Below are 24,472 nucleotides of genomic sequence, written 5' to 3'. Positions count from 1 at the left end.
GTCAGCCGACGCGGTGGACGACGCCGTCCATGAGGGCGATGAGGGCGGTCTTGGCGTCGCCGTCCGGGAGCGGCGCCAGCGCCTCGACGGCCCCGCGCCCGACGGCGAGGGTCTCCTCGCGGGCCGCGGCCATCGCGCTGTGGTCGCGCAGCAGCTCCAGTGCCCGGTCGAGACGGTCCTGGTCCCTCAGGTCCGAGCGGAGCAGCTCCTGCAGCTCGGCATCGGCCGGGTCCGTGGAGGCGAGTGCGTTGAGCACCGGGAGGGTGCGCTTGCCCTCGCGCAGGTCGGTGCCCGGCGTCTTGCCGGTCTCCCCCGACTCGCTCGCGATGTCGATGAGGTCGTCGGCCAGCTGGAAGGCCACGCCCAGCCGCTCGCCGTACTCGGTCGCTGCCGCGACGACGTCCGGGGAGCAGCCGCCGTACATCGCCCCGTAGCGGGCGGCGGTGGCGACGAGCACCCCCGTCTTGTCCGCGAGCACCCCGCGGTAGTACTCACGCGTGTCCTGGCCCTCCGGGCAGGGACGGTCGTCGCGGATCTGCCCGGAGCACAGCCGGATGAAGGTCCGTGCCTGGATCTTCACGGCCTCGGGGCCGAGGTCGGCGATGATGTCCGACGCGGTGCCGAAGAGCAGGTCGCCGACGAGGATCGCGGTCGAGTTGTCGTACCGCGCGTTGGCGCTCGGCGCCCCCCGGCGCAGGTCGGCCTCGTCCATGACGTCGTCGTGGTACAGGCTGGCCAGGTGGGTCAGCTCGACACCCGCGGCCGCGGCGACGACCCGGTCGTCGATCCCCTCACCGAGCTCGGAGGCGAGCATCGTCAGGACGGGCCGGAAGCGCTTGCCCCCCGCCCTGGCGAGGTGCAGATTCGCCTCCGTGATGAAGTCGCTGTCGTTGCGCGCCCGGTCGACGATCAACCGCTCGACCCGTTCCAGGCCGGCCGTGAGCCGAGCGCTCAGCGCCTCGCTCACCTGCGGCAGGGCGAGGGATGGGGTCGTGCTCGGCGTCCTCGTCATCGCGTGATGAGGACGCTGGACTGCTCGGCCAGCTCGAGCAGCGGGCCGGGGAAGACGCCGAGCGCGATGGTCACGACGACACCGACGGTGATGACCACGAGCGACATCGTGGCCGGTGCGGCCACCGCGACCTCCCCCGTGGGCTCGGTGAAGTACATGAGCACGATCAGGCGGACGTAGACGAAGGCCGTGACGGCCGAGGCGAGCACACCGATGACGACCAGGACCGTCCCGGAGAGACCACCGTGCTCCAGGGCGGGCATGAACGCGGCGACCTTGGCCGTGAAGCCGGAGGTCAGCGGGATGCCGGCGAACGCGAGCATCAGGAGCGAGAAGGACGCCGAGATCCACGGGTGCCGACGACCCAGCCCTGCCCACTGGGACAGGTGGGTCGCCTCGGCACCCCTCTCGCGGACCAGGTGGACGATGGCGAAGACCGCGATGGTCGAGATGCCGTAGGCGACGACGTAGAAGAGCACGCCGGTGATGGCCGTGACGTCGAAGGCGATCAGCGCCACGAGGATGAAGCCCGCGTGCGAGATGGCGGAGTACGCGAGCAGGCGCTTGATGTCCGTCTGGGTCACCGACAGCACGGCGCCGACGACCATCGTCAGGGCGGCGATGACGACGACGCCCAGGTCCCACTCCCACCGGGTCGTCTCCAGCCCGACGTAGAACAGGCGCACGAGCGCACCGAAGGCCGCGGCCTTGGTCGCAGCCGCCATGAAGCCGGTGACGGGGCTGGGTGCGCCCTGGTAGACGTCCGGGGTCCACGAGTGGAACGGGACGGCGCCGACCTTGAAGAGCAGGCCGACGATGACCATGGCGACACCGGGCAGGAGCAGGCCCTCGAAGTTGCCGTTCGAGGTGCTCGTCGCCTCCGCGATGTCGGCCAGGTGCAGCGACCCGGCGTAGCCGTAGAGCAGCGCCGCGCCGAAGAGGAAGAAGCCGGAGGAGAAGGCACCGAGCAGGAAGTACTTCATCGCCGCCTCCTGCGAGAGCAGGCGTCGACGTCGGGCCAGACCCGACATCAGGTACAGCGGCAGCGACAGGACCTCGAGCGCGACGAACATCGTCAGCAGGTCGTTCGACGCGGGGAAGAGCAGCATGCCGGCCAGCGCGAAGAGCGTCAGCGGGAAGACCTCGGTGGTCGCCCAGCCCTTCCGGGCGGCCTGCGCCTCGAGGTTCGACCCGGGGCTGGCCGCGCCCATCGGGGTGAACGCATCGGCGGTCTCCCCACCCAGGCGGTCGGCCATGACGAGCAACCCGAGCAGACCCATGACGAGCAGCGCGCCCTGGAAGAAGCGGGTCGCCTCGTCGACGACGACGGTGCCGCCGACGGTCACCCCGACCTGGTCACCGGTCATCAGCACCAGGGCGGCGAAGGAGACCACGACCGTGGCCAGCGCCACGACGACCTGGGCCAGGTGACGCTTCGGGCGGGGCGCGAAGGCCTCCACGAGCACCCCGACGAAGGCGCCCACGAGGAGCACGATCATCGGCGAGAGTGCCCAATAGCTGATGTCGGGCACCTCGAAGGCAGTGGACAGGACGAAAGGCATCAGTGGTCACTCCCGGAGGTCGTGGCGGCGTCGGCCGGCCCGGAGGGTGCGGTCGGGGCGACGTCTGCGACACCGACGATCTCGAGGGTGCGCTCGACGGCCGGGTTGAGCGTGTCCAGCACCGGCGCGGGGAAGAACCCGAGCAGCACCAGCGAGGCCACGATCGGGGCCATGACGACCTTCTCCCGCAGGCCGAGGTCACGCACCGCGGCGGGCAGATGACGGGCAGGGCGGTGGGCGTCGAGGTCCGAACGCACGTAAGGCACGTCCGCGGTGACCGGGGTCTCGCCCCCCGTCGGGGCTCCGGTGTCGTTCCGCAGGACGTCGCCGTCGTCCGGCCCCCCGATGATCGGCGGCGGCCCGGTGAAGATCCGCTTGTACATCAGCAGGATGTAGAGGGCCGCGAGGACGACGGCCCACACGGCGAAGGCAGTCGCGACGGGGTGCCGCGCCCAGGTGCCCGCGATGACGAGGAACTCGGAGACGAAGGGCGACAGGCCCGGCAGCGACAGGCTCGCCAGACCGGCGAGCAGGAACAGCCCGCCGAGCACCGGGGTGACCCGCTGCCAGCCGCCGTAGTCGTCGATGCGCTGACTGCCGCGACGCACGATGAGCATCCCCGCGAGGAGGAAGAGCGCTGCCGTCGCGAAGCCGTGGTTGACCATGTACAGGTTGCTCCCGGCGTGGGAGGCCGAGGTGAACGCGAAGATGCCCAGCACGATGAAGCCGAAGTGGCTGATCGAGGTGAAGGCGATCAGGCGCATCATGTCCTCCTGGCCGATCGCGAGGACCGCGCCGTAGAGCACGGAGAGGACGGCCAGGACGATGACCACCGGGCTGGCCCACTGGCTCGCCTCCGGGAAGAGCTGCAGGCAGAAGCGGATCATCCCGAAGGTGCCGACCTTGTCAAGCACCCCGACGAGCAGCGTGGCGACCGCCGGCTTGGACGCGGCGGCCGCGTCCGGGAGCCAGGTGTGGACCGGCCACATCGGTGCCTTCACCGCGAAGGCGATGAAGAATGCGACGAACAGCCAGCGCCCGGTGCTCGTGCTCAGCTCCAGGCCGGTGAGGTTCTCGACGAGGAAGCCGTCCGCACCGCCGGGTCCCTGGACGTACAGGGCGATGACGCCGACGAGCATGATCAGTCCACCGGCGAGGCTGAAGAGCAGGAACTTCAGCGCCGCGCCGCGGCGGTTGTCCCCGCCGAACATCCCGATGAGGAAGTACACCGGGATGAGCATCGCCTCGAAGAAGACGTAGAAGAGGAAGACGTCAGTCGCGGCGAAGACGCCGACCATGAAGGGCAGCAGCGACAGGAGGAGGGCGAAGTACCCCTTCTCCCGGGCGCCACCCTCGGGGATGTCGTGCCAGGCCGCGAGGAGGCAGACGGGCATGAGCACGAGCGCCATGAGGATGAGCGCGATGGCGATGCCATCGACACCGAGCGCATAGCTGACCCCGAACTGCGGGATCCACTCGTACTGCTCGGCCATCTGGAACTGCTCGCTCGAACCGCGGGTGAAGCTCGTCGCCGTCGCGACGACGCCCAGCAGCAGCGTGAGCAGGGAGACCCCGAGGGCGATCGGCTTGGCCAGAGCGGAGCTGCGCGAGGGCAGCGCCGCGACCACGACCGCGCCGACGAGCGGCACGACGATCAGCAGGGAGAGCCAGGGCATGTTGTCCATCAGTTGATCACCCACAGTGCTCCGAGGAAGGCGACGACGCCCGCGAGCATCGTCAGGGCGTACGAGCGTGCGAAGCCGGTCTGGGCCCGCCGCAACCAGTTCGCGCTGCGCGCGATCCCGCGAGACAGGCCGCCGACGGCGCCTCCGTCGACGACGTCACGGTCGACCTCGAGCAGCCCACGGGTGAGGCTGATGCCCGGGCCCATGAGCAGGATCTCGTTGAGGTCGTCCTGGTAGAGGTCCTTGCGGGCCGCGCGGGTCAGGGGCGAGCCGACGGGCGCCACGACCGGCACCTCGTCGCGACCGTAGACCAGCCAGGCCCATCCGGCACCGACCACGACCACGACCATCGTCGCGATGATCAGCACCGGTACCGGCAGCACGGGCTCGTGGTGCTCCACGTGGCCGAGGGTCGGCTCCAGCCAGGTGGAGATCGGGGCGACCGTGGCCAGGACGAGACCGAGGAAGGCCGAGCCGACGGCGAGGACCATCATCGGGATGGTCATCGTCAGGGGCGACTCGTGCGGGTGGACGTCCTCGGTCCACCGCTTCTTGCCGTGGAAGGTCATGAAGAACAGGCGGGACATGTAGAAGGCGGTGATCCCGGCACCGATGAGGGCGGTCAGGCCGAAGACCCACGGCCGCCAGCCCTCGCCGATGAAGGCCGCCTCGATGATCTTGTCCTTGCTCCAGAAGCCGGAGAAGGGGGGCAGGCCGAGGATCGCCAGCCAGCCCAGCCCGAAGGTGATCCAGGTGATCTTCATGACCGAGGACAGGCCGCCGAAGCGGCGCATGTCGACCTGGTCGTTCATCCCGTGCATCACCGAGCCGGCGCCGAGGAACATCCCGGCCTTGAAGAAGCCGTGGGTGATCAGGTGGAAGATCGCGAAGGCGTAGCCGACCGGCCCGAGGCCGGCGGCGAGCATCATGTAGCCGATCTGGCTCATCGTGGACGCCGCGAGGGCCTTCTTCAGGTCGTCCTTCGCGCAGCCGACGATCGCTCCGTACAGGAGGGTGATCGCACCGACGACGACCACGGCGAGCTGCGCGTTGGGCGCGGCGTCGAAGAGGACGTGGCTGCGCACGATGAGGTAGACGCCGGCGGTGACCATCGTCGCCGCGTGGATGAGGGCCGAGACCGGGGTCGGACCGGCCATGGCGTCCCCCAGCCAGGACTGCAGCGGGAACTGCGCCGACTTGCCGCAGGCCGCGAGCAGCAGGAGCAGGCCGATGCCGGTGACCGTGGCCTCGCTCGCACCGGAGACGGCCTCGTTGACCGCACCGAAGTCGGCGGTACCGAAGGTCGCGAACATCATCGACATCGCCAGGATCAGGCCGACGTCACCGACACGGTTGACGACGAAGGCCTTGTTGGCGGCGGTGGCGTAGGCCGGGTTGTGGTTCCAGAAGCCGATCAGCAGCCACGACGCGAGTCCGACGCCCTCCCAGCCGACGAAGAGCAGCAGGTAGGAGTCGGCGAGGACGAGCAGGAGCATCGACGCCACGAAGAGGTTGAGGTAGGCGAAGAAGCGCCGCTTGTCCGGGTCGTGCTCCATGTACCCGAGCGAGTAGACGAGGATCAACGACCCGACGAAGGTCACGAGCAGGACGAAGGCCACCGACAGCGGGTCGATGAGCAGCCCGGCCGTCACGTCGATCGACCCACCGGGGACCCAGTCGTAGAGCTCGATCGTGGCGGCCCGCTCGGCGGGGTCCTTCGCCAGCAGCGCGACGAAGATCGCCGCACCGATGACGAAGGAGGCCCAGGACAGGGCGGTCGCCAGGAGGGGGCCGAAGGAGTCGGTGAGCCGGCCGCCGAGGAGCAGCAGGGCGGCACCCAGCAGCGGCAGGGCGACGAGCAGCCAGCCGAGGGCGGTGACCCCCGAGGCCGGCTCGGGCGCGGCAGCGGCGGTCACCTGGGCAGCCGTCGCAGACAGTGCGGTGAGCAAGGTGGCTCCTTACAGCTTCAGCAGGTTGGCGTCGTCGACCGAGGCCGACCGGCGGGCACGGAAGACGGCCATGATGATGGCCAGACCGACGACGACCTCGGCCGCGGCGACGACCATCACGAACATCGCGATGACCTGTCCCTCGACGGAGCCGTGCATGCGGGCAAAGGTGACGAAGGCGAGCGACGCCGCGTTGAGCATGAGCTCCACGCCCATGAAGACGATGATCGCGTTGCGCCGCAGCAGGACGGTCGCGCTGCCGATCGCGAAGAGGATGATCGCCAGGTAGATGTAGTTCAGCGGACTCACTGCTGCCTCCCTTCAGGCGTGCTCTCGGAGGCCGTGCGGCCCAGGGACTCAGTGGACCCAGCCGACTCGTCCGTGCGACTTTCGTGCTCGTCGATCTCGGTGTAGCGGGTCGGTGGCGTGACCTGCTCGCGGGCGACCAGCACCCGGTTGAGCGAGAGCTCGGAGATGCTGCCGTCGGGCAGCAGGGCCGGGGTGTCGACCGCGTTGTGGCGGGCGTAGACGCCGGGGACCGGGAGGCCGGCGAGGTGCTCGCCCTCGCGGAAGCGCTTCTCCATCCACTCCTTCTGCGTCGGCTTGGCGATGATCCGCTCGCGGTGGGCGAAGGTCATCGCGCCGAGGGCGGCGACGGTCAGCAGACCGGCCGTGACCTCGAAGAGCCACACGTACTTGCCGAAGACGAGGTAGGCGATGGCCTCGACGTTGCCCGGGTCGGTGTTGACCGCGGTCAGGTTCGGGTCGCCCGTGTAGGTGATCCGACCGACGGCGCCGACGAGCAGGGCGACCAGGCCCAGGGACAGCAGCACGGTCATGAAGCGCTGGCCCTTGAGGGTCTCGACGAGCGAGTCCGAGTGGTCGACACCGACGAGCATGACGACGAAGAGGAAGAGCATCATCACGGCGCCGGTGTAGACGAAGATGTGCACGATGCCCAGGAAGGGTGCCTCCTGCAGGAGGTAGAACGCGCCGATGACGATCATGGTCGTCACCATGCCGATGGCCGCGTGCACCGCCTTGCGGGCGAAGAGCAGCGCGAGGGCCCCCGGGACGGCGACGGCGCTGAGCAGCCAGAAGAGAACGGCCTCACCGGTGCCGGTCATCGAACGTCCTCCGCGTGGTTCCCGGGAGCCACTGCCTCGCCCGTCGGGGTGCTCCCGCTGTCGTCGACGGCGTGCTCGTCGACCCAGGCGCGCTGCTCGTCGGTCGCGGCAGCCACCTTGCCGTTGTAGTAGTCACGCTCGTTCATGCCCTCGACCATGGGGTGGGGCGCGGAGATCATGCCCTCCTGCAGCGGTGCGAGCAGCTGCTCCTTGGTGTAGATCAGGTCGGCGCGGTTGTTGTCGGCCAGCTCGTACTCGTTGGTCATCGTCAGGGCACGCGTGGGGCACGCCTCGATGCACAGGCCGCAGAAGATACAGCGCAGGTAGTTGATCTGGTAGATGTGCCCGTACCGCTCGCCGGGGCTGAAGCGCAGCCCCCGCTCGTCGTCGTTGTCGGCACCCTCGACCAGGATCGCGTCCGCCGGGCACGCCCAGGCGCACAACTCGCAGCCGACGCACTTCTCCAGACCGTCGGGGTGGCGGTTGAGCTGGTGGCGCCCGTGGAATCGTGGCTGGGTCGGCCACTTCACCTCGGGGTACTCCTGCGTGGCGACCTTCCGGAACATCGTCTGGAAGGTCACCCCGAATCCGGCAACGGGGGCGAAGAGGTCCCCGAAGAACCCGCCCTTGGTCTCGTCGTCAGCCACGGTTGTGCTCCTCCTGCTCGGCGAGCGGTGCGCTGGTCTGCCGGGTGCGCGCCGGCGTGGTCTCGATCGCGGTCCCGTCCCGCGGGGTCTCCACGAGTCGCTGGCCGGGCAGCGGCGGGACGGGGTGCCCACCGGCGAAGGGGTCGACCTCGCCGGGGAGGACGTTGGCCTCCTCGATCTCGTCGGCCTTCTTCTCCGCGCGGGTCTCCCAGATCCACATCGCCCCGAAGACGAGCGCGGCGAGGAAGCCGATGATGATCAGCGAGGAGACCGGGAAGGCCCGACCGAGGACGGAGATCGTGCTGTCACCGAAGAAGCCGGCGTCGGCACCGCGGATGAAGGCCACGACGACCACCCAGGCGACGGCCACGGGCATGAGGAACTTCCACCCCAGGCGCATGAACTGGTCGTACCGGGTCCGCAGCAGGGTGCCGCGCAGCCAGACGAAGCCCCACATGAACAGCCACATCTTCAGGGTGAACCACAGCACGCCCCACCAGCCGGTGTTGAACATGCCGTCGCCGATCGCGGCGATGCCGGGGGGCGCCTGCCACCCGCCGAGGAAGAAGGTGGTGGCCAGGCCGGCGACGGTGAACATGTTGACGTACTCACCGAGGAAGAACATGGCGAAGCGCATGCCGGAGTACTCGGTGAAGTACCCACCGACGAGCTCGCCCTCTCCCTCGGCGAGGTCGAAGGGCAGCCGGTTGGTCTCGCCGACCATGGTGATGATGTACAGCACGAAGGACACGCAGGCCGGGATGATGAACCACAGATCCGACTGCGCGGCGACGATCTCGCTCGTCGACATCGACCCGGCGTACATGAAGACGGCCACCAGGGCCAGACCCATCGCGATCTCGTAGGAGATGATCTGCGCGGTCGCGCGCAGACCACCCAGCAGCGGGTAGGTCGAGCCGGCCGACCAGCCACCGAGGACGATCCCGTAGGCGGCGATGCCGGCGACCGCGAGGACGAGGAGCGCGGCGACGGGAAGGTCGGTCAGCTGCAGCGGCGTGGTGTGGCCGAACAGCTCGACCTCACCGCCGATGGGGACGATGGCGAAGGAGATGAAGGCCGCGGAGGCGAACAGGACCGGCGCCAGGGTGAAGATCAGGGCGTCGGCCGCCTTCGGGCGCACGTCCTCCTTGAGCATCGACTTCATGCCGTCGGCCAGGGACTGGAGGAGACCGAAGGGCCCCACCCGGTTGGGACCAGGGCGCTGCTGCATCCGGCCGATCATGCGCCGCTCGAACCAGATCATCAGCAGGACGCTGATGAGCAGGTAGACGAAGAGCATCAGGGCCTTGACGAGCGAGAGCCACACCGGGGTGTCGCTGAAGTCGGCCACCACCGGCTGCTCGGCAGCCGTGGTCAGGATCGTGAGGGTGTTCACGCAGCACCGCCCTTCATCACGGAGACGATCGCTCCGGCTCGCCCGGAGAGACTGCGCACGTCGCAGCTCTCGGAGTTGGTCGGCAGCCACACGACGTGGTCGACCATCGCGCGGATGTCGGCCGGAAGGGTGATGCGCACGTCGTCGGCGGAGACCGTGACGAGGTCGCCCTCGACGATCCCCAGGGACTGGGCCGTCAGCGGGGAGAGGGCCGCACGCGGCGCCTTGGCGGTGCCGGCCAGGAAGGGCTCGCCGTCCTGCATCGTGCCCTTGTCGAGCAGCGGACGCCACGTCGCCAGGACCGCCTCGCCGGCACCGGGCTCGGGCGCGACGGTCGCGGGAACGTCGGTCAGCGGGCCGCTGGCCGTCGGGGCCGCGGTGGCCTCGATGGCGCGCCGGGCCTCTGTGACCGTACGGGTCCCCAGGAAGGCACCCATCGCGTCGGCGAGCATGTGCAGCACCCGGTGGTCCGGCACGGCGTTGGTCTCGAGGGAGACCTCGAAGGGACGAACCCGTCCTTCCCAGTCCATGAAGCTGCCCGCGCGCTCCGCGTGCGGGGCGACCGGCAGGACGACGTCGGCGTGCTCGGTGACGTTGCTCGGGCGCACCTCGAGCGAGACGACGAATGCCCGCTCGAAGGCCTGGCGGGCTCCGGCCGTGCCGATGTCGTCGGCGTCCACGCCACCGACGACGAGACCGCCGATCGACCCGGCACCGGCGGCCGCGAGGATCCCCGCGGTGTCGAGGCCGTCGCCGGTCGGGAGACAACCGGCGGCGATCGCGCCGCGCTCCCCCGCACGACGTGGGATCCACGCGAGGCGGGCACCGGTGGTCTCGGCGAGGCGGGCTGCGGCGGTCAGGGCACCGGGCACGGTCGCCAGACGCTCACCGACGAGGATGGTCGCGCCCTCCTCGCGCAGTGCGGCGTGGGCCGCGGCCAACGACTCCGGTGCGTCGTCGCCAGCCAGGGCGGCCAGCACCTCGGTCTCGGTGCCGGGGGCGGACGGGATGAGGCTGCCGCCCATCTTGGTCAGGCCGCGGGTCGCCATCGGTGCGACCGCGTGGACCTTCAGACCGTGCTTGCGGTACGCCTTGCGCAGCCGCAGGAAGACGATGGGGCTCTCCTCCTCCGGCTCGAAGCCGACGAGGAGGACCGATCCGGCCTGCTCCAGCTGCCTGTACGTCACGCCACCGGTCTGCGGGGTCGCACCCGCGACGTGGCGCAGGAGGACGTCGCGCTCCTCGGCCGAGTGCGGCCGGGCGCGCATGTCGATGTTGTCCGTCCCGAGGACCTCGCGAGCGAGGGTGGCATAGGCGTGGGCGTCCTCGATGCTCACGCGGCCGCCGGTGAGCACGCCGTGCCCCCGGGCGGCACGCAGACCGTCCGCAGCGGCCGCGAGGGCCTCCTGCCACGAGACGACGCGCAGCTCGCCCCCTTCGTCCCGGACCATCGGGAACTCGAGGCGGTCACCCAGGGAGGCCCAGGTGAAGGCCCAGCGGCCCTTGTCGCAGTTCCACTCCTCGTTGACCTCGGGGTCGTTGCCAGCCATGCGACGCAGGACGGTGCCACGACGGTGGTCGCTGCGGATGGAGCAGCCGGAGGCGCAGTGCTCGCAGATGTCCGGCGTCGAGACGAGGTCGAACGGACGCGAGCGGAAGCGGTACGCCGCACCGGTGAGGGCGCCCACCGGGCAGATCTGGACGGTGTTGCCCGAGAAGTAGGACTCGAAGGGCTTCTCCTCGTAGATCAGCACCTGCTGCAGGGCACCGCGCTCCCCCATCTCGATGAAGGGGTCACCGGCGATCTGGGAGGAGAAGCGGGTGCACCGCGTGCACAGGATGCAGCGATCACGGTCCAGCAGGACCTGGGAGGAGATGTTGATCGGCTTGGGGTAGGTGCGCTTGATGTCGTCGAAACGCGAGGTGGGGCGGCCATTGCTCATCGCCTGGTTCTGCAGGGGGCACTCGCCGCCCTTGTCGCAGACCGGGCAGTCCAGCGGGTGGTTGATCAGGAGCAGCTCCATGATCCCCTGCTGGCCCTTGTCCGCGATCGGCGAGGTGTGCTGGCTGCGCACCTGCATGCCGTCGCTGACCGTCATGGTGCAGCTCGGCTGGGGCTTGGGCATCGGCTTGACGTTGCCCTCGCGGTCCGGGGTGGCCACCTCGACGAGGCACTGGCGGCAGGCGCCGATCGGGTCCAGCAGCGGGTGGTCGCAGAAGCGCGGGATCTCGATCCCTGCCTGCTCGGCCGCGCGGATGATCAGGGTGTTGCGGGGGACGGACACCTCCATCCCGTCGATGGTGACGGTGACGAGGTCGGGCTTGGGGTCGGCCCCGGACGTCTGCTTGTCGCTCGTGGTGGTCATGTGGTCACCTGCACAGTCTCCTGGTTGGCGAAGAGCGTCGCGGCCGCTGGCGGGAAGAGCTCGCTGGCCGGCGTGTGGCAGCCGGCCTCGAACTCCTCACGGAAGTACTGCACGGCCGAGGTGATCGGGCTCGTGGCCCCGTCACCGAGCGCGCAGAACGCACGGCCGAGGATGTTGTCGCAGATGTCGACGAGCATGTCGATGTCCTGCTGGGTGCCGCGACCCTCCTCGATCCGGTGCAGGATCTGGGCGAGCCAGTAGGTGCCCTCACGGCACGGGGTGCACTTGCCGCAGGACTCGTGCATGTAGAAGTCGTTCCACCGGCTCACCGCGCGCACGACCGAGACCGTGTCGTCGAAGATCTGCAGGGCCCGGGTGCCGAGCATCGACCCGTGGGCGGCCACGGACTCGAAGTCGAGCGGCACGTCGAGGTGCTGGTCGGTGAAGATCGGCGTCGAGGACCCGCCCGGCGTCCAGAACTTCAGCGGGTGGTTCGGGTCCCGCATGCCACCGGCCAGGTCGATCAGCTCGCGCAGGGTGATCCCCAGCGGCGCCTCGTACTGGCCCGGGTGCTTCACGTGGCCGGACAGGGAGAAGATCCCGAACCCCTGGGACTTCTCGGTGCCCATGTCGGAGAACCACTCTGCGCCCTTGCCGACGATCAGCGGGACGGAGGCGATGCTTTCGACGTTGTTGACCACCGTCGGACGCGCGTACAGGCCGGCGACCGCGGGGAAGGGGGGCTTGAGGCGGGGTTGGCCGCGACGCCCCTCGAGGGAGTCCAGCAGCGCGGTCTCCTCACCGCAGATGTAGGCGCCGGCACCGGCGTGGACGACGATGTCCAGGTTGTACCCCGTGCCGAGGATGTCCTTGCCGAGGTAGCCGGCCGCGTAGGCCTCCTCGACCGCGCGCAGCAGGCGGCGGTAGACGTGGGCCACCTCGCCGCGCACGTAGATGAAGGCGGTGTCGGACCCGATGGCGAAGGAGGTGATGATCGCGCCCTCGATGAGGAAGTGCGGGGCGGCCATCATCAGCGGGATGTCCTTGCACGTGCCGGGCTCGGACTCGTCGGCGTTGACCACCAGGTAGCGCGGTCCGCCGTCGTGCGGCGGGAGGAAGCCCCACTTCATGCCGGTGGGGAACCCGGCGCCACCACGGCCGCGCAGGCCGGAGTCCTTGGTCACCTGCACCAGGTCGGTCGGGTCCATCTCCAGTGCCGAGCGCAGTGCTCGGTACCCGCCGTTGTCCTCGTAGGTGGCCATGGTCCAGGACTGCGGGTGGTCCCAGAACTTGGTCAGGATCGGGGTCAGCTGCGTCGACATCCCGGTCACTCCCCCTTCTCGTCCGTGCTGTCCGGCGGGGTCTGGTCGGAGACGTTGTCCACGTCGGCGGGGACGTGGCGACCGGCCGCCAGGCCCTCGACCTGCTCGCCCGCCTCGTCGGGCGTGGTCGTGGGCCTCGGCTCCTCGTGCTCGTCACCCGGCGCGGTCCATCCCTCGCGACGGGCCACCTCGATGCCGCGGAGGGAGGCGGGGCCGGCCCCGACCCCTTCGTCCGCACGGCCGTCGGTGAAGCCGGCGAGGAGACGAGAGGTCTCCTTGAAGCTGCACACGCGGTCCGGGCCGCGCGTGGGCTTCACCGGCTTGCCCGCACGCAGGTCGTCGACGAGCTCGACCGTCGACTCGGGGGTCTGGTTGTCGAAGAACTCCCAGTTGGTCATCACGACCGGAGCGAAGTCGCACGCCGCGTTGCACTCGACGCGCTCGAGGGTGATCTTGCCGTCCTCGGTGGTCTCGTCGTGGCCGACCCCCAGGTGCTCGCTGACGGTGTCCCAGATCTGGTCGCCGCCCATGATCGCGCACAGGGTGTTGGTGCAGACGCCGACGTTGTACTCACCGCTGGGGTGGCGCTTGTACTGCGTGTAGAACGTGGCCACGCCCGAGACCTCGGCAGCGGTCAGGTCGAGCAGCTGCGCACAGAACTCGATGCCCCGGCCGGTGACGTAGCCGTCGACGCTCTGGACGAGGTGCAGCATCGGCAGCAGCGCCGAGCGCTTCTGCGGGTAGCGCGCGATGATCTCCTGCGAGTCGGCGGTGAGCTGCTCGAGCACCTCGACGGTGTACGGCTCCTTGCTCTCCGACGAGACGTAGAGATAGCCGAACTCGGTCTGCCTGCCGAACTTGATCGACATCAGCGGTCCACCCCTCCCATGACGGGATCGATCGAGGCGACCGCGACGATGACGTCGGCGAGGAAGCCTCCTTCACACATGGCCGCGACGGCCTGCAGGTTGTTGAAGCTCGGGTCCCGGAAGTGGGCCCGGTAGGGCCGGGTCCCACCGTCGGAGACGACGTGGCAGCCCAGCTCGCCCTTGGGCGACTCGATGGCGACGTAGGCCTGGCCCGGCGGGACGCGAAAGCCCTCGGTGACCAGCTTGAAGTGGTGGATGAGCGACTCCATCGAGGTGCCCATGATCTCGCGGATGTGGTCGAGGCTGTTGCCCTGGCCGTCGCCGCCGATGGCCAGCTTGGCCGGCCACGCGATGCGCTTGTCCGCCACCATCGTCGGGCCGGGGTTGTGCTGCAGCTCGTCGGTGACCTGCTCGATGATCTTCAGGCTCTCGAGCATCTCGTCGATGCGGATGGCCCACCGGTCGTAGGCGTCGGCATTGGTCCGGGTGACGACCTCGAAGTCGTACTTCTCGTAGCCGCAGTACGGGTCCAGCTTGCGCAGGTCGTGCGGCAGCCCGGTCGAGCGCAGCACGGGTCCCGTGACGCCCAGGGCGGTGCAGCCCGTGAGGGACAGGACGCCGACGTCCTTGGTGCGACCCTTCAGGAGAGGGTTCTCGAGCAGGATCGCCGACAGCTCGGCGATGCCCTTGCGCAGCTGCGGGATGGTCTCGCGGATCTTGTCGATGGCACCGTGCGGCAGGTCCTGCGCGACGCCGCCGGGACGGATGTAGGCGTTGTTCATCCGCAGACCGGTGATGGCCTCGATGATCGACAGGATGCGCTCGCGCTCACGGAAACCGATCGTCATCACGGTCGTCGCACCCATCTCCATGCCACCGGTGCCCATGCAGATCAGGTGGCTGGAGATGCGGGTCAGCTCCATCATCAGCACGCGGATGGCGCTGGCCCGCTCGGGGATGTCGTCGGTGATCCCGAGGATCTTCTCGATGGCGAGGCAGTAGGCCGCCTCCTGGAACATCGGGGTCAGGTAGTCCATCCGGGTGCAGAAGGTCGTGCCCAGGACCCAGGTGCGGAACTCCATGTTCTTCTCGATACCCGTGTGCAGGTAGCCGATGCCGGCGCGCGCCTCGGTCACCGTCTCGCCGTCGAGCTCGAGGATGAGGCGCAGGACGCCGTGCGTCGAGGGGTGCTGCGGACCCATGTTGAGGATGATCCGCTCCTCGGGGTTCATCCCGAGCTCGCCCATCTCGCGGTCCCAGTCACCGCCCTCGAGGTGGACGACGTAGCCCTCGGCGAGGTCGTCCGCTCCGGGGGTCGAGTGGACTCCGGTGCTCGTGTCGCTGGATGCCATCAGTTGTACGACCTCCGCTCGTCGGGCGGCGGGACGGTGCCGCCCTTGTACTCCACCGGGATGCCACCCAGCGGGTAGTCCTTGCGCTGGGGGTGGCCCGCCCAGTCGTCGGGCATGAGGATGCGGGTCAGCGCGGGGTGGCCGTCGAAGACCACGCCGAACATGTCCCAGGTCTCGCGCTCGTGCCAGTCGGCACCCGGGTAGACCTCGACGATGCTCGGGATGTGCGGGTCGGCGTCCGGGGCGGTCACCTCGACGCGCAGGCGCCGGCCACCGTGGGTGATCGAGAGCAGGTGGTAGGCCACATGCAGCTCCCGACCGGTGTCGTCGAGGAAGTGCACGCCCGAGACGGACATGCACATCTCGAAACGCAGGTCCGGCTGGTCGCGCAGGGCGCGCATCACGGGCACGAGGTCCTCGCGGCCCACGTGGAGGGTCAGCTCGTCGGCGTGGACGACGACCCGCTGGACGAGGTCGGAGCCGGTCGCCTCGGCGAGGGTGTCGACGGCGGCGTCGTACCAGCCGCCGTAGGGACGCGTGGCGGCTCCGGGGAAGGCGATCGGGGCCTGCAGCCCGCCGTAGCCGGAGGTGTCCTGCCCCTGGCGTGCGCCGAACATGCCGACGCGCTGGCCCCGGATGGCCGGCGCGTGGTCCGGGTCGACCTCGCCCACCTCGGGCGACCCGCCGACGTTGGTGTACTCGACCGGGCGCTGGTCACCGGTGAGGCCCTCGGTCGAGGGGTAGTCCTCGTGGGCGCTGCCTGCCAGACCCGGGCCCTCCGGGTGGACGCCCTTGGGCCTGGGGGCGTCGACGTCCTTGCCCGGCTCGTCCGTGGGCTCGTTCTCCTCCGTCATGCCAGCAGGTTCCTTCCCAGGAGGGCCTCGTGGTCGTGGGTCGGGGCCTGCAGCTCGGTCGGGACCGCCTTGAGGGCGGCAGCCTCGGCCGCGCGGACCGCCGCCTCCCGGTTGACTCCCAACGGCGTGTTCTGGACCTGCTCGTGGAGCGTGATGATCGAGTTGAGCAGCATCTCCGGGCGCGGCGGGCACCCGGGCAGGTAGATGTCGACCGGGATGATGTGGTCGACGCCCTGGACGATCGCGTAGTTGTTGAACATGCCGCCGGAGCTGGCGCACACACCCATCGAGATGACCCACTTGGGGTTGGCCATCTGGTCGTAGACCTGACGCACGACCGGTGCCATCTTGTTGCTCACCCGCCCGGCGACGATCATCAGGTCGGCCTGGCGCGGAGTCGCAGCGAAGCGCTCCATGCCGAAGCGGGCCAGGTCGTAGTGCGGGGTGCCGACGGCCATCATCTCGATGGCGCAGCAGGCCAGACCGAATGTCGCAGGCCACATCGACGACTTGCGCATGTAGCCGGCGAGCTTCTCCACCGTCGTCAGCGCAAAGCCCGAGGGCAGCTTCTCCTCAAGTCCCATTTTTCGTCTCCGTCCTCGTCAGTCCCACTCGAACCCGCCGCGACGCCAGACGTAGGCGTCTGCGATGAAGAACGCGTTGAACAGGAAGAGCACCACGGCACCGAGGGTGAAGGCCCCGAGCTCGTCGAAGGCGACGGCGAAGGGGTAGAGGAACAGGGCCTCGATGTCGAAGATGATGAACAGCATTGCGGTCAGGTAGTACTTGACCGGGAACTTGCCACCCTCAGCGGCCTGGGGAGTCGGCTGGATGCCGCACTCGTAGGCCTGTGCCTTGGCGGCGTTGTAGCGAGCAGGTCCGACGACCAGGCTCGTGCCGACCGAGACGAGCGCGAAGCCGAGGCCGAGCGCGAAGAGGATCAGCAGCGGGATGTAAGGGTTCATCGCTGCACGGCCTCGCTTTCTCTCATGTGATGCACGCCACTGACGATCCTAGGGCAGGCGCTCGTCCTGCCTGCAGTGCCCTCAGGCATTGGGAGCCATCCTGGTCAGGAGGCGCACGAGCCGGTCATCGACACCGCCGCCCTTCTCCTCGGGCAGGTTGGCCATGAGCTTGAGCATGAACTTCATCAGCGTCTCCCGGGGCAGCCCGTACTTCGTCGCCAGGCGCATGATCTCGGGCTTGCCGATGATCTTGGCGAACTGCGCCCCGAGGCGGAAGTAGCCGCCGTGCATGTCCTTCATCCGGGTGACGTAGGACTGCAGGACCCGCTCGCGGTCGGCAGCGGTCGGGCGGGCGAGCGCCTGGAGGATCGTCTCCGCGGCGGCGTGGCCGGCCTCGAGTGCGTAGTCGATGCCCTCGCCGTTGAAGGGGTTGACCATGCCACCGGAGTCGCCGACGAGCATCAGGCCGCGGTCGTAGAGCGGCTGGCGGTTGAAGGCCATCGGCAGCGCGGCCGCGGTGATGTCCCCGCTCATCGTGTCGGCGTTGATGCCCCACTCGGGCGGCATCGTCTCGACCCAGCGGCGCATGACGTCCTTGTAGTCGGTGCGGCCGAAGGCCTCCGAGGTGTTGAGCACGCCCAGACCGACGTTGCTGCGGCCGTCGCCGAGGCCGAAGAGCCAGCCGTACCCGGGCATGAGGATCTTCTCCCCCTTCGGCGTCGTCGACCACAGCTCGAGGTGGCTCTCGAGGTACTCGTCGTCGTGGCGGGGGGTCTCGTAGTAGGCCCGCACGGCGACGGCCATCGGTCGGTCCTCGCGCTTCTCGCGCCCCATCTTCACCGACAGCCGTGAGGAGACGCCGTCCGCGGCGACGACGACCGGTGCGTAGTAGGTCTCGCGCTCACCGGTGGCGCGGCCGCGCTGGTCGACGACCTTGGCGGTGACGCCGATGATGCGGTCCTGGTCGTCGAGGATCGGCTCGGCGACGTTGCGGCCCTCGAGAAGGGTGGCGCCGCTGGCGGCAGCGTGGCGGGCGAGCACCTCGTCGAGGTCGGCCCGGGCACGCACCATGCCCTGGCCCGGGAAGGAGGCGACGTCCGGCCAGTCGAGCTGGAGGGTCATGCCGCCGCCGATGATCCGCAGGCCCTTGTTGTGTGCCCACCCGTCGGTCTCCGACATGGGCAGCCCGAGGTTGATCAGCTGGCGGACGGCACGGGGGGTCAGGCCGTCGCCGCAGATCTTGTCGCGGGGGAAGGTGGACTTCTCCAGCAGGACGACGTCCTTGCCGGCCTTCGCCAACCATGCCGCTGTCGCGGAGCCACCGGGGCCGGCCCCGACGACGATGGCGTCGGCGGTGCGGCCATCACCGGCCGCAGGCAGTGCACTGGTCACGAATGGGTTCCTCGAGGGCTTGTGAAGGATTTCACGATCGCGGGGAAGCCTACCTCTCCATGACGAGGCGAACGACACAGGTGAACCTAACCTCGCGGCGTCGCCGGGGTGCCCGATGGCGAAGGGGTGCTCCCCCGCCGGGGCGGGCAGCCCCCTTCGCACCTGTGCAGGACTTTCCCCCGGTTCGCAGCGGTATCAGACCCTTGCGAAGCGGGGGTTTACCGGGTGACCCGATATTCGGGGGGCAGGTGAGGCGACGGGGCCCTACGGCTTCGCCGCTCGGTCCCGTGCTCGCGCTCGGCCGTGCTGCGGGCCTCCCTCGTCCCTCGCTCGGATCCTCGCTACGGCTTCGTCGCTCGGTGCAGCGCGACGATGCCGCCGGTCAGGTTGCGCCACTGCACATCGGCCCACCCGGCCGCGGCGATCGTCGTGGCGAGCTCGTGCTGGGCGGGCCAGGCCTGGATCGACTCGGCGAGGTAGACGTAGGAGTCGGGGTTGGAGCTGAGCGTGCGGGCCACTGGCGGGAAGGCGGCCATGAGGTACTCCGAGTAGACCGTGCGGAAGGCCTTGTTGACCGGCTGGCTGAACTCGCAGATGAGCAGCCGGCCGCCCGGCTTGGTCACGCGCAGGAACTCCCCGAGCGCCGCACCGCTGTCGACGACGTTGCGGAAGCCGAAGGACATGGTCACCGTGTCGAAGGACTCGTCCGCGAAGGGCAGCCGCGTCGCGTCCGCCGCGGAGAAGTCCAGGTCGGGGTACTGGTGCTGGCCCTGGTGGAGCATGCCGAGCGAGAAGTCGGCCGAGACGACGTCCGCGCCCGCCTTGCGCAGCGGCACCGACGAGGTCCCCGTGCCCGCGGCGATGTCGAGGATGCGCTGGCCGGGCCGCGGCTCGAGCGACTGCAGGACGGCCCGGCGCCACAGGCGGGTCTGGCCCAAGGACATCACGTCGTTCATGAGGTCGTACTTCGCTGCGGTCTCGTCGAACATCGCGGCGACGGCCTTGGGGTCCTTCTGCAGGGTGGCGCGGCTCATGTGCACATCCTCGCACCCGCAGTCGTAGGCTGTGGCGGCCATGACATCTCCATCACCCGACGACGTCCCGGGGCCGCTCGGCCACTCCCGACCCGCCCTGGTCGTACGCACCATCTCCGTCCCCGCGGCGCAGGTCGGCGACCTGCTGGAGCTGCTGCCGGAGCCGGTGGACGCGGGCGACATCGTCTCCTGGGTGCGCAAGGGAGAGGGCCTGGTCGGGTGGGGCACGGTCGCGACCTTCCGCTCGCGCGGGTCGGACCGCTTCGCCCGGGCGCAGGAGTGGTGGCGCACGGTCACCGCCGAGGCGATCGTGCGCGACGACGTGGACGAGCCCGGCACCGGACCCATCGCCTTCGGGTCGATGGCCTACTCGTCGCACTCCGGCACCGAGTCCGTGCTCGTCGTCCCCGAGGTCGTCGTCGGGCGCCGCGGTGACCTGGCCTGGGTGACGACGACCACCACCGCCGCCGCGGTCCCGACGGCCGACGAGCCGCTCGAGTCCCAGACCGCCCCCGTGGACCCCGGGGAGGTCGCCTTCACCGACAGCGACCTGACCAAGGAGCGGTGGGCCGCCGCCGTCGAGGAGGCGGTCTCCCGGATCAACGCCGGGGACCTGGACAAGGTCGTCCTCGCGCGCTCCGTGCAGGCGACCGCGGACGAGCGCATCGATCCCCGCTGGCTGCTCACCCGCCTGGCCGAGGACTACGACACCACCTGGGTCTTCGCCGTCGACGGGCTGGTGGGCGCCACCCCCGAGATGCTCGTGCGCCTCGAGCGTGGCCTCGTGACCTCCCGCGTGCTCGCCGGCACCATCCGACGCACCGGTGACGACAGCCACGACCTGGCGCTCGCCGGGTCGCTCGCCCGCAGCAGCAAGGACCTCGAGGAGCACGAGTACGCGGTGCGCTCGGTCGCGGAGGCCCTGACCGACCACACCTCCTCGATCAACGTGCCGGAGTCCCCCTTCGTGCTGCACCTGAACAACGTGATGCACCTGGCGACGGACGTCGCGGGGGTCGTCGACGACAGCTCCACCTCGCTCGCCCTGGCCGCCTCGCTGCACCCGAGCGCGGCGGTGTGCGGCACGCCGACGGCGGACGCCGACCGGGTCATCGCCGAGCTGGAGGACATGGACCGGGGGCGGTACGCCGGGCCGGTCGGCTGGATGGACGCCTCCGGTGACGGCGAGTGGGGCATCGCGCTGCGGTGCGGCTCCTACGACGCGCCCAACTCCCTCCGCCTCTACGCCGGCTGCGGCATCGTCGCCGGCTCCCGCGCCGAGGACGAGGTCGCGGAGTCGGTGGCCAAGCTGCTGCCGATGCGCACCGCCCTCGGCGGCTGACCCGCGAAGGTAGGGGTCCTCACCCCAGGGCCGCGGTGACGGCCGCCCGGGTGCGCTCGCCCGCGGCGCGCCGGGACCCCGCGGCGATGGGGACCCGGACCACGCGGACACCCGTGGCAGGGGTCGCGATCGAGCGGGTGAGGTCCTCAGGGGTCCGGGCGGTCGTGGCGGGCACGCCGTGCGCGGCGCAGAGACCCTCGATGTCCGCGCCCGTCGGCGTGGTGAAGAGCCGGCGCATCGGCCCGGCGTGCTCGGCCGCCCCGTACTCCAGGGTGTCGAAGATGCTGCCCCCGTCGTCGTCGACGACCACGATCGTCAGGTCCGGCACCGGCTCGTCGGGGCCGATGAGCAGCCCGTTGGCGTCGTGGAGGAAGGTCAGGTCCCCGAGCAGGGCGTAGGTCGGCTCGGCGCGGGCCAGCGCCAGCCCGACCGCCGTCGAGACGCAGCCGTCGATGCCGGCCAGCCCGCGGCTGGTCACGGGGTGCACGTCGGCCCGCGGCCGTGGCACGCCCAGGTGCAGGTCCCGGGCGACGCTGCTGCTGCCGAGGAGCACCAGGCTCTCCCCCGGCACCGCGTCGTGCAGCGTCCGGGCGGTCGTGGGCCCGTCGAGGTCACCGGCACCGCCCAGGGCGTCGGCCACCCGGTCGGCGGCCCCCAGCCATGTCCGGGCGAAGGGGGTGACCCCCCGCTCCTCCGCGTCGCCGGCGAGAGCCGAGAAGGGGTGGACGGCGGCGGCCGTGTGCGTGGCATCGGCCCAGCCCGCCGCGCCGGGCTCGGCCGGCGTCACAACCTCGACGCGCACGCCGGGGCGACGGGCGAGGGCCGGGATCGTGCGCCCGAGGGTCGGTCGGCCGATGACGAGGAGACGGGTGGGCAGGTGCGCGTCGACCCACTCGGTGGCGGCGAGGAGCTGCGCACCGTGCGGGAGGACCAGGGGGTGCGTCCCCGGGCCGGGCTCGGCGATGACCGGCGCGCCGTGGCGGGCCGCCCAGTCCAGCGCGGCGGCACGGTGCTCGGCGCTCGGGAGCTCGCCGATGACGACAAGGGTCTGCGGGTCGTGCGCGAGGGGCGTGGCGGCGGCAGTCGTCACCGGGGCGGGCGCCGGCAGGGTCACCCACGGCGTCCCACCCGGGCGGCCGGCGACCGGGTTCACTGGTTCGATGTATTCGGGCGTGTCCAGAGGCGCACGAATACATCGATCCGCGGACGTGTCCGGCGCGAGGGGGTCGCGGTAGGGCAGGTCGAGGTGGACGGGCCCGGCGAGACCCGACCCGCCGAGCGCCCCGGTGGCGGCCGCCCACGCGCGCGCGGCACCGGTGCGCCAGGCCGCGGCCTGGCGGGGCGGGTCCTGCGGGGTCTCCAGCTCGAGGGCGAGCCGGACGTGCTCACCGAAGATGCCGAGCTGGTCGGTCGCCTGGTTGGCACCGACTCCGCGCAGCTCGGGTGGCCGGTCCGCGGTGAGCAGGAGGAGCGGTACCGCGCCGTGGTGCGCCTCGAGGACGGCGGGGTGGAGGTTGGCGACAGCGGTGCCGCTCGTGGTGATGATGACGGCCGGGCGCCGGCTCTCCTTGGCCAGCCCGAGGGCGAGGAAGGCCGCGCTGCGCTCGTCGACCCGCACGTGCAGCCGGGCCCGACCGGAGGCGTCGAGGTCGTGCGCGGCGTAGGCGAGGGGCGCCGAGCGGGAGCCCGGGCACAGGACGATCTCACGCACGCCGAGCCGGACGAGCTCGTCGAGGAGGACGCGGGCTCCGGTCGTCGAGGGATTCACGGGACCGATCCTGCCACTGCCGACATCCCGGCCGGGACCCGCTCGACCGCGTAGTCGATGACGACCGGGTCTCCCCCTTCGCCGTCCAGAAAGGCGTCCGCGCCCTCGCGCCACGACCGCAGCGACGGGTCGTCGCTCTCGTCGACGAGGTGGGCGGTCTGCGCGTACAGCTCGGTGGCGTGCGCGTCCGTCGCCCCGTCGTCGGGCCCGAGGACGTCGGCCACGCGACGCTCGACGGTCACCCAGCCCTCGCGGTCCGGGTTGTCCGCGCCGTCGAGCCCGGCGACGGGGTCCTCGGTGTGCTCGAGGCTGAGGACCGACACGTCGTCGGGGACGTCCAGGCCCGCGACGGGGGCGCCCGCGGTGACGACGTGGGTGACCCGGAAGCGGCTGCGGAACCGCGGGTCGGCGGCGAGCGCGGCGGCGGTGAGACCGCCCTGGCTACGGCCGCCGAGGAGCACCCGGCTGCGTCCGACGGACCCGGTGCGCCGCTGGGCGTCGGCGAGGGCGCGGGTGACGGCCTGCATCGTCAGGGTCTGCTCTCCCGCGGCGAGGAGGACATTGCTGGTGAGGTCCCAGGGGTTCTCCCCCGCCCGGGGTGCGAAGCTCTGCGTCCCCGGCACGTCGACCACCCAGGTCCACGACCCGTCGGCGCGCGGGACACCGACGACCCGGACCCGGGAGCCACCCGAGGTGGGGCCGCTGTCGTCGACGAGGTCGGCGACACTGCGGGGTGCCCGCCCGACCGTCACGGCGTGTGGGACCACGCGCACCTCGTGGTCGGACTCGTCGAGGGCGATCCCCCCGGTCGCGGCGACGACAACCTGCAGTGCCTCCTGCTGCGTGCGCGGCGGGTAGGGCACACCCAGCCGTCCGGACCGCCACCGCAGCCAGGTCCCCAGCGCGGGTGTGCCCCTGCCGAGGCCGATGACCAGACCGTCGAATCCCTCGGCCACGAACGGGACGAGTCCGGGCGCGTGCACGAGCAGCTCGTCGACCTCCTGGCCCAGGCCCAGGCCGAGACCGACGAGGGCGGCCGTGGCGGGAGCGCCGACCATCGGCAGTCGCGGGAGCAGGAGCGGGGTGAAGAGGGCGGCCGCCAGGGCCGTGGTGGGCACGGAAGCGCCGACAGCAACACCCACCGAGGTGGCTGCGACGTCGAAGAGCGCCTCGGCCGCCTGCTCCCCCGCGCGGTACAGCCCCAGTGCCGCCCGGGTCGTCTCGGCGGTGGCGAGCACCTGCGTCGAGACCCCGACGGCGTCGCGGGCACAGTCGAGGACCGCGGCCTCCGCGGCCAGGTACTCGACCGGTGCGACCACGCCCGCGAGGGCGAGAGCGGGCTCAACCGCGGTGGCGCCGACGCGCACCGCGGTCTCGGCCACGTCCCGGCCGACGACCTCCAGGACCTGCGCCCCGTCCTCGAGCTCCTCGAAGGAGACCGCCAGGCCGTGCGTGCCGCCGGTGACGGTGAGCTCGCGGCTCACGGCAGCGCCGGGTCGGGGCGGGGGACTCGCGCCGTCGCGGGGTCCCCGAGCATGGCCAGGTGCTCGGACGCAGCGGCCGCGAGCACCCGCACCGCGGCGGCCGCGCCCCGCAGGGCGGCGCCGAGGGCGGTGAGGTCGGCCGCGTGCGCCGCGACGAGCTCGCGGTGCCGGTCGGCAGCCGGGCCCCGCCACGAGCGGCTCGTACCGTGCGCGGTCCGTGCGACGAGCCCGTCGACGTCGTCGGCGAGGCGCTCCAGACGGAGGGCGAGCGCGTCGAGGTCCTCGAGCAGGAGCGGGGGGATGTCCATGCCCACAGCCCACCGGCTCGCGGGGTGGGCGGGCGCCC

21 protein-coding genes are annotated in these 24,472 nt (G+C 70.8%); 1 reads left to right on the top strand and 20 read right to left on the bottom strand.

Annotated features, from left to right (window positions below; translation table 11 throughout):
* Position 1: 1 nt before the first annotated feature.
* The 17 genes from PVE36_RS02445 to PVE36_RS02365 all read right to left on the bottom strand — a co-directional run bounded on the left by PVE36_RS02445 (position 2) and on the right by PVE36_RS02365 (position 19,532).
* On the bottom strand, positions 2 to 1,012 hold the full coding sequence (locus PVE36_RS02445; protein ID WP_277454345.1) for a polyprenyl synthetase family protein: 1,011 nt from the start codon (positions 1,010 to 1,012) through the stop codon (positions 2 to 4).
* The gene (gene nuoN, locus PVE36_RS02440) at positions 1,009 to 2,574 is read right to left on the bottom strand and encodes an NADH-quinone oxidoreductase subunit NuoN (RefSeq protein WP_277454344.1); all 1,566 of its coding nucleotides are present in this window, start codon (positions 2,572 to 2,574) and stop codon (positions 1,009 to 1,011) included. The genes PVE36_RS02445 and nuoN overlap by 4 nt, the downstream gene beginning before the upstream one ends.
* Complete coding sequence (locus PVE36_RS02435; protein ID WP_277454342.1) at positions 2,574 to 4,259, bottom strand: NADH-quinone oxidoreductase subunit M; 1,686 nt, start codon at positions 4,257 to 4,259, stop codon at positions 2,574 to 2,576. Before PVE36_RS02435 ends, nuoN begins: the two co-directional genes overlap by 1 nt.
* Positions 4,259 to 6,175, bottom strand: coding sequence for an NADH-quinone oxidoreductase subunit L (gene nuoL / locus PVE36_RS02430; protein ID WP_277455738.1), 1,917 nt, complete (start codon positions 6,173 to 6,175; stop codon positions 4,259 to 4,261). The genes PVE36_RS02435 and nuoL overlap by 1 nt, the downstream gene beginning before the upstream one ends.
* 42 nt (positions 6,176 to 6,217) lie before the next feature.
* The gene (nuoK, locus tag PVE36_RS02425) at positions 6,218 to 6,517 is read right to left on the bottom strand and encodes an NADH-quinone oxidoreductase subunit NuoK (RefSeq protein ID WP_277239136.1); all 300 of its coding nucleotides are present in this window, start codon (positions 6,515 to 6,517) and stop codon (positions 6,218 to 6,220) included.
* Positions 6,514 to 7,335 (bottom strand): NADH-quinone oxidoreductase subunit J, encoded by an 822-nt coding sequence (locus PVE36_RS02420; protein WP_277454338.1) that lies wholly within the window; start codon positions 7,333 to 7,335, stop codon positions 6,514 to 6,516. Before PVE36_RS02420 ends, nuoK begins: the two co-directional genes overlap by 4 nt.
* Positions 7,332 to 7,982: an NADH-quinone oxidoreductase subunit NuoI gene (nuoI, locus tag PVE36_RS02415; protein ID WP_277454337.1), complete on the bottom strand. Its 651-nt coding sequence runs from the start codon at positions 7,980 to 7,982 to the stop codon at positions 7,332 to 7,334. Before nuoI ends, PVE36_RS02420 begins: the two co-directional genes overlap by 4 nt.
* Positions 7,975 to 9,378 carry an NADH-quinone oxidoreductase subunit NuoH gene (gene nuoH, locus PVE36_RS02410; RefSeq protein WP_277454335.1) on the bottom strand — a complete coding sequence of 468 codons (1,404 nt, stop codon included), beginning with the start codon at positions 9,376 to 9,378 and terminating at the stop codon, positions 7,975 to 7,977. The genes nuoI and nuoH overlap by 8 nt, the downstream gene beginning before the upstream one ends.
* On the bottom strand, positions 9,375 to 11,744 hold the full coding sequence (locus PVE36_RS02405; protein WP_277454334.1) for an NADH-quinone oxidoreductase subunit G: 2,370 nt from the start codon (positions 11,742 to 11,744) through the stop codon (positions 9,375 to 9,377). Before PVE36_RS02405 ends, nuoH begins: the two co-directional genes overlap by 4 nt.
* On the bottom strand, positions 11,741 to 13,066 hold the full coding sequence (gene nuoF / locus PVE36_RS02400; protein WP_277455737.1) for an NADH-quinone oxidoreductase subunit NuoF: 1,326 nt from the start codon (positions 13,064 to 13,066) through the stop codon (positions 11,741 to 11,743). Before nuoF ends, PVE36_RS02405 begins: the two co-directional genes overlap by 4 nt.
* Positions 13,067 to 13,071: 5 nt before the next feature.
* Positions 13,072 to 13,935, bottom strand: coding sequence for an NADH-quinone oxidoreductase subunit NuoE (nuoE, locus tag PVE36_RS02395; protein ID WP_277454333.1), 864 nt, complete (start codon positions 13,933 to 13,935; stop codon positions 13,072 to 13,074).
* Complete coding sequence (locus tag PVE36_RS02390; RefSeq protein WP_277454332.1) at positions 13,935 to 15,287, bottom strand: NADH-quinone oxidoreductase subunit D; 1,353 nt, start codon at positions 15,285 to 15,287, stop codon at positions 13,935 to 13,937. Before PVE36_RS02390 ends, nuoE begins: the two co-directional genes overlap by 1 nt.
* Positions 15,287 to 16,141 carry an NADH-quinone oxidoreductase subunit C gene (locus PVE36_RS02385; protein ID WP_277454331.1) on the bottom strand — a complete coding sequence of 285 codons (855 nt, stop codon included), beginning with the start codon at positions 16,139 to 16,141 and terminating at the stop codon, positions 15,287 to 15,289. The genes PVE36_RS02390 and PVE36_RS02385 overlap by 1 nt, the downstream gene beginning before the upstream one ends.
* Positions 16,138 to 16,725, bottom strand: coding sequence for an NADH-quinone oxidoreductase subunit B (locus PVE36_RS02380; RefSeq protein WP_277454330.1), 588 nt, complete (start codon positions 16,723 to 16,725; stop codon positions 16,138 to 16,140). Before PVE36_RS02380 ends, PVE36_RS02385 begins: the two co-directional genes overlap by 4 nt.
* 18 nt (positions 16,726 to 16,743) lie before the next feature.
* Positions 16,744 to 17,106 (bottom strand): NADH-quinone oxidoreductase subunit A, encoded by a 363-nt coding sequence (locus PVE36_RS02375; RefSeq protein ID WP_185990642.1) that lies wholly within the window; start codon positions 17,104 to 17,106, stop codon positions 16,744 to 16,746.
* Between the two features lie 81 nt (positions 17,107 to 17,187).
* Positions 17,188 to 18,498, bottom strand: a complete 1,311-nt coding sequence (locus PVE36_RS02370; RefSeq protein ID WP_277454326.1) for a geranylgeranyl reductase family protein — start codon at positions 18,496 to 18,498, stop codon at positions 17,188 to 17,190.
* A 341-nt stretch (positions 18,499 to 18,839) separates the two neighbouring features.
* Positions 18,840 to 19,532 carry a demethylmenaquinone methyltransferase gene (locus tag PVE36_RS02365; RefSeq protein ID WP_277455736.1) on the bottom strand — a complete coding sequence of 231 codons (693 nt, stop codon included), beginning with the start codon at positions 19,530 to 19,532 and terminating at the stop codon, positions 18,840 to 18,842.
* Between the two features lie 40 nt (positions 19,533 to 19,572).
* Between PVE36_RS02365 and PVE36_RS02360 the strand changes: the two genes are divergently transcribed.
* Positions 19,573 to 20,874, top strand: coding sequence for an isochorismate synthase (locus PVE36_RS02360; RefSeq protein WP_277454325.1), 1,302 nt, complete (start codon positions 19,573 to 19,575; stop codon positions 20,872 to 20,874).
* Positions 20,875 to 20,893: 19 nt separating this feature from the next.
* On the opposite strand, the gene menD is transcribed toward PVE36_RS02360, so the two are convergent.
* The 3 genes from menD to PVE36_RS02345 are packed head-to-tail and all read right to left on the bottom strand — an operon-like array spanning position 20,894 to position 24,434.
* A complete protein-coding gene (gene menD / locus PVE36_RS02355; protein WP_277454323.1) occupies positions 20,894 to 22,642 on the bottom strand; it encodes a 2-succinyl-5-enolpyruvyl-6-hydroxy-3-cyclohexene-1-carboxylic-acid synthase in 1,749 nt (582 codons plus the stop codon).
* Positions 22,639 to 24,126: a hypothetical protein gene (locus PVE36_RS02350; RefSeq protein WP_277454322.1), complete on the bottom strand. Its 1,488-nt coding sequence runs from the start codon at positions 24,124 to 24,126 to the stop codon at positions 22,639 to 22,641. Before PVE36_RS02350 ends, menD begins: the two co-directional genes overlap by 4 nt.
* Entirely contained in the window at positions 24,123 to 24,434 is a 312-nt protein-coding gene (locus tag PVE36_RS02345) for a hypothetical protein (protein ID WP_277454321.1), read from the bottom strand. Before PVE36_RS02345 ends, PVE36_RS02350 begins: the two co-directional genes overlap by 4 nt.
* Between the last annotated feature and the right edge of the window lie 38 nt (positions 24,435 to 24,472).

Origin of the sequence: Janibacter sp. DB-40, from assembly GCF_029510815.1 — a bacterium.
GTDB lineage: Bacteria > Actinomycetota > Actinomycetes > Actinomycetales > Dermatophilaceae > Janibacter.
Note: the sequence above shows the minus strand (reverse complement) of the source record. Positions and strands in the feature narration are given on the sequence as shown.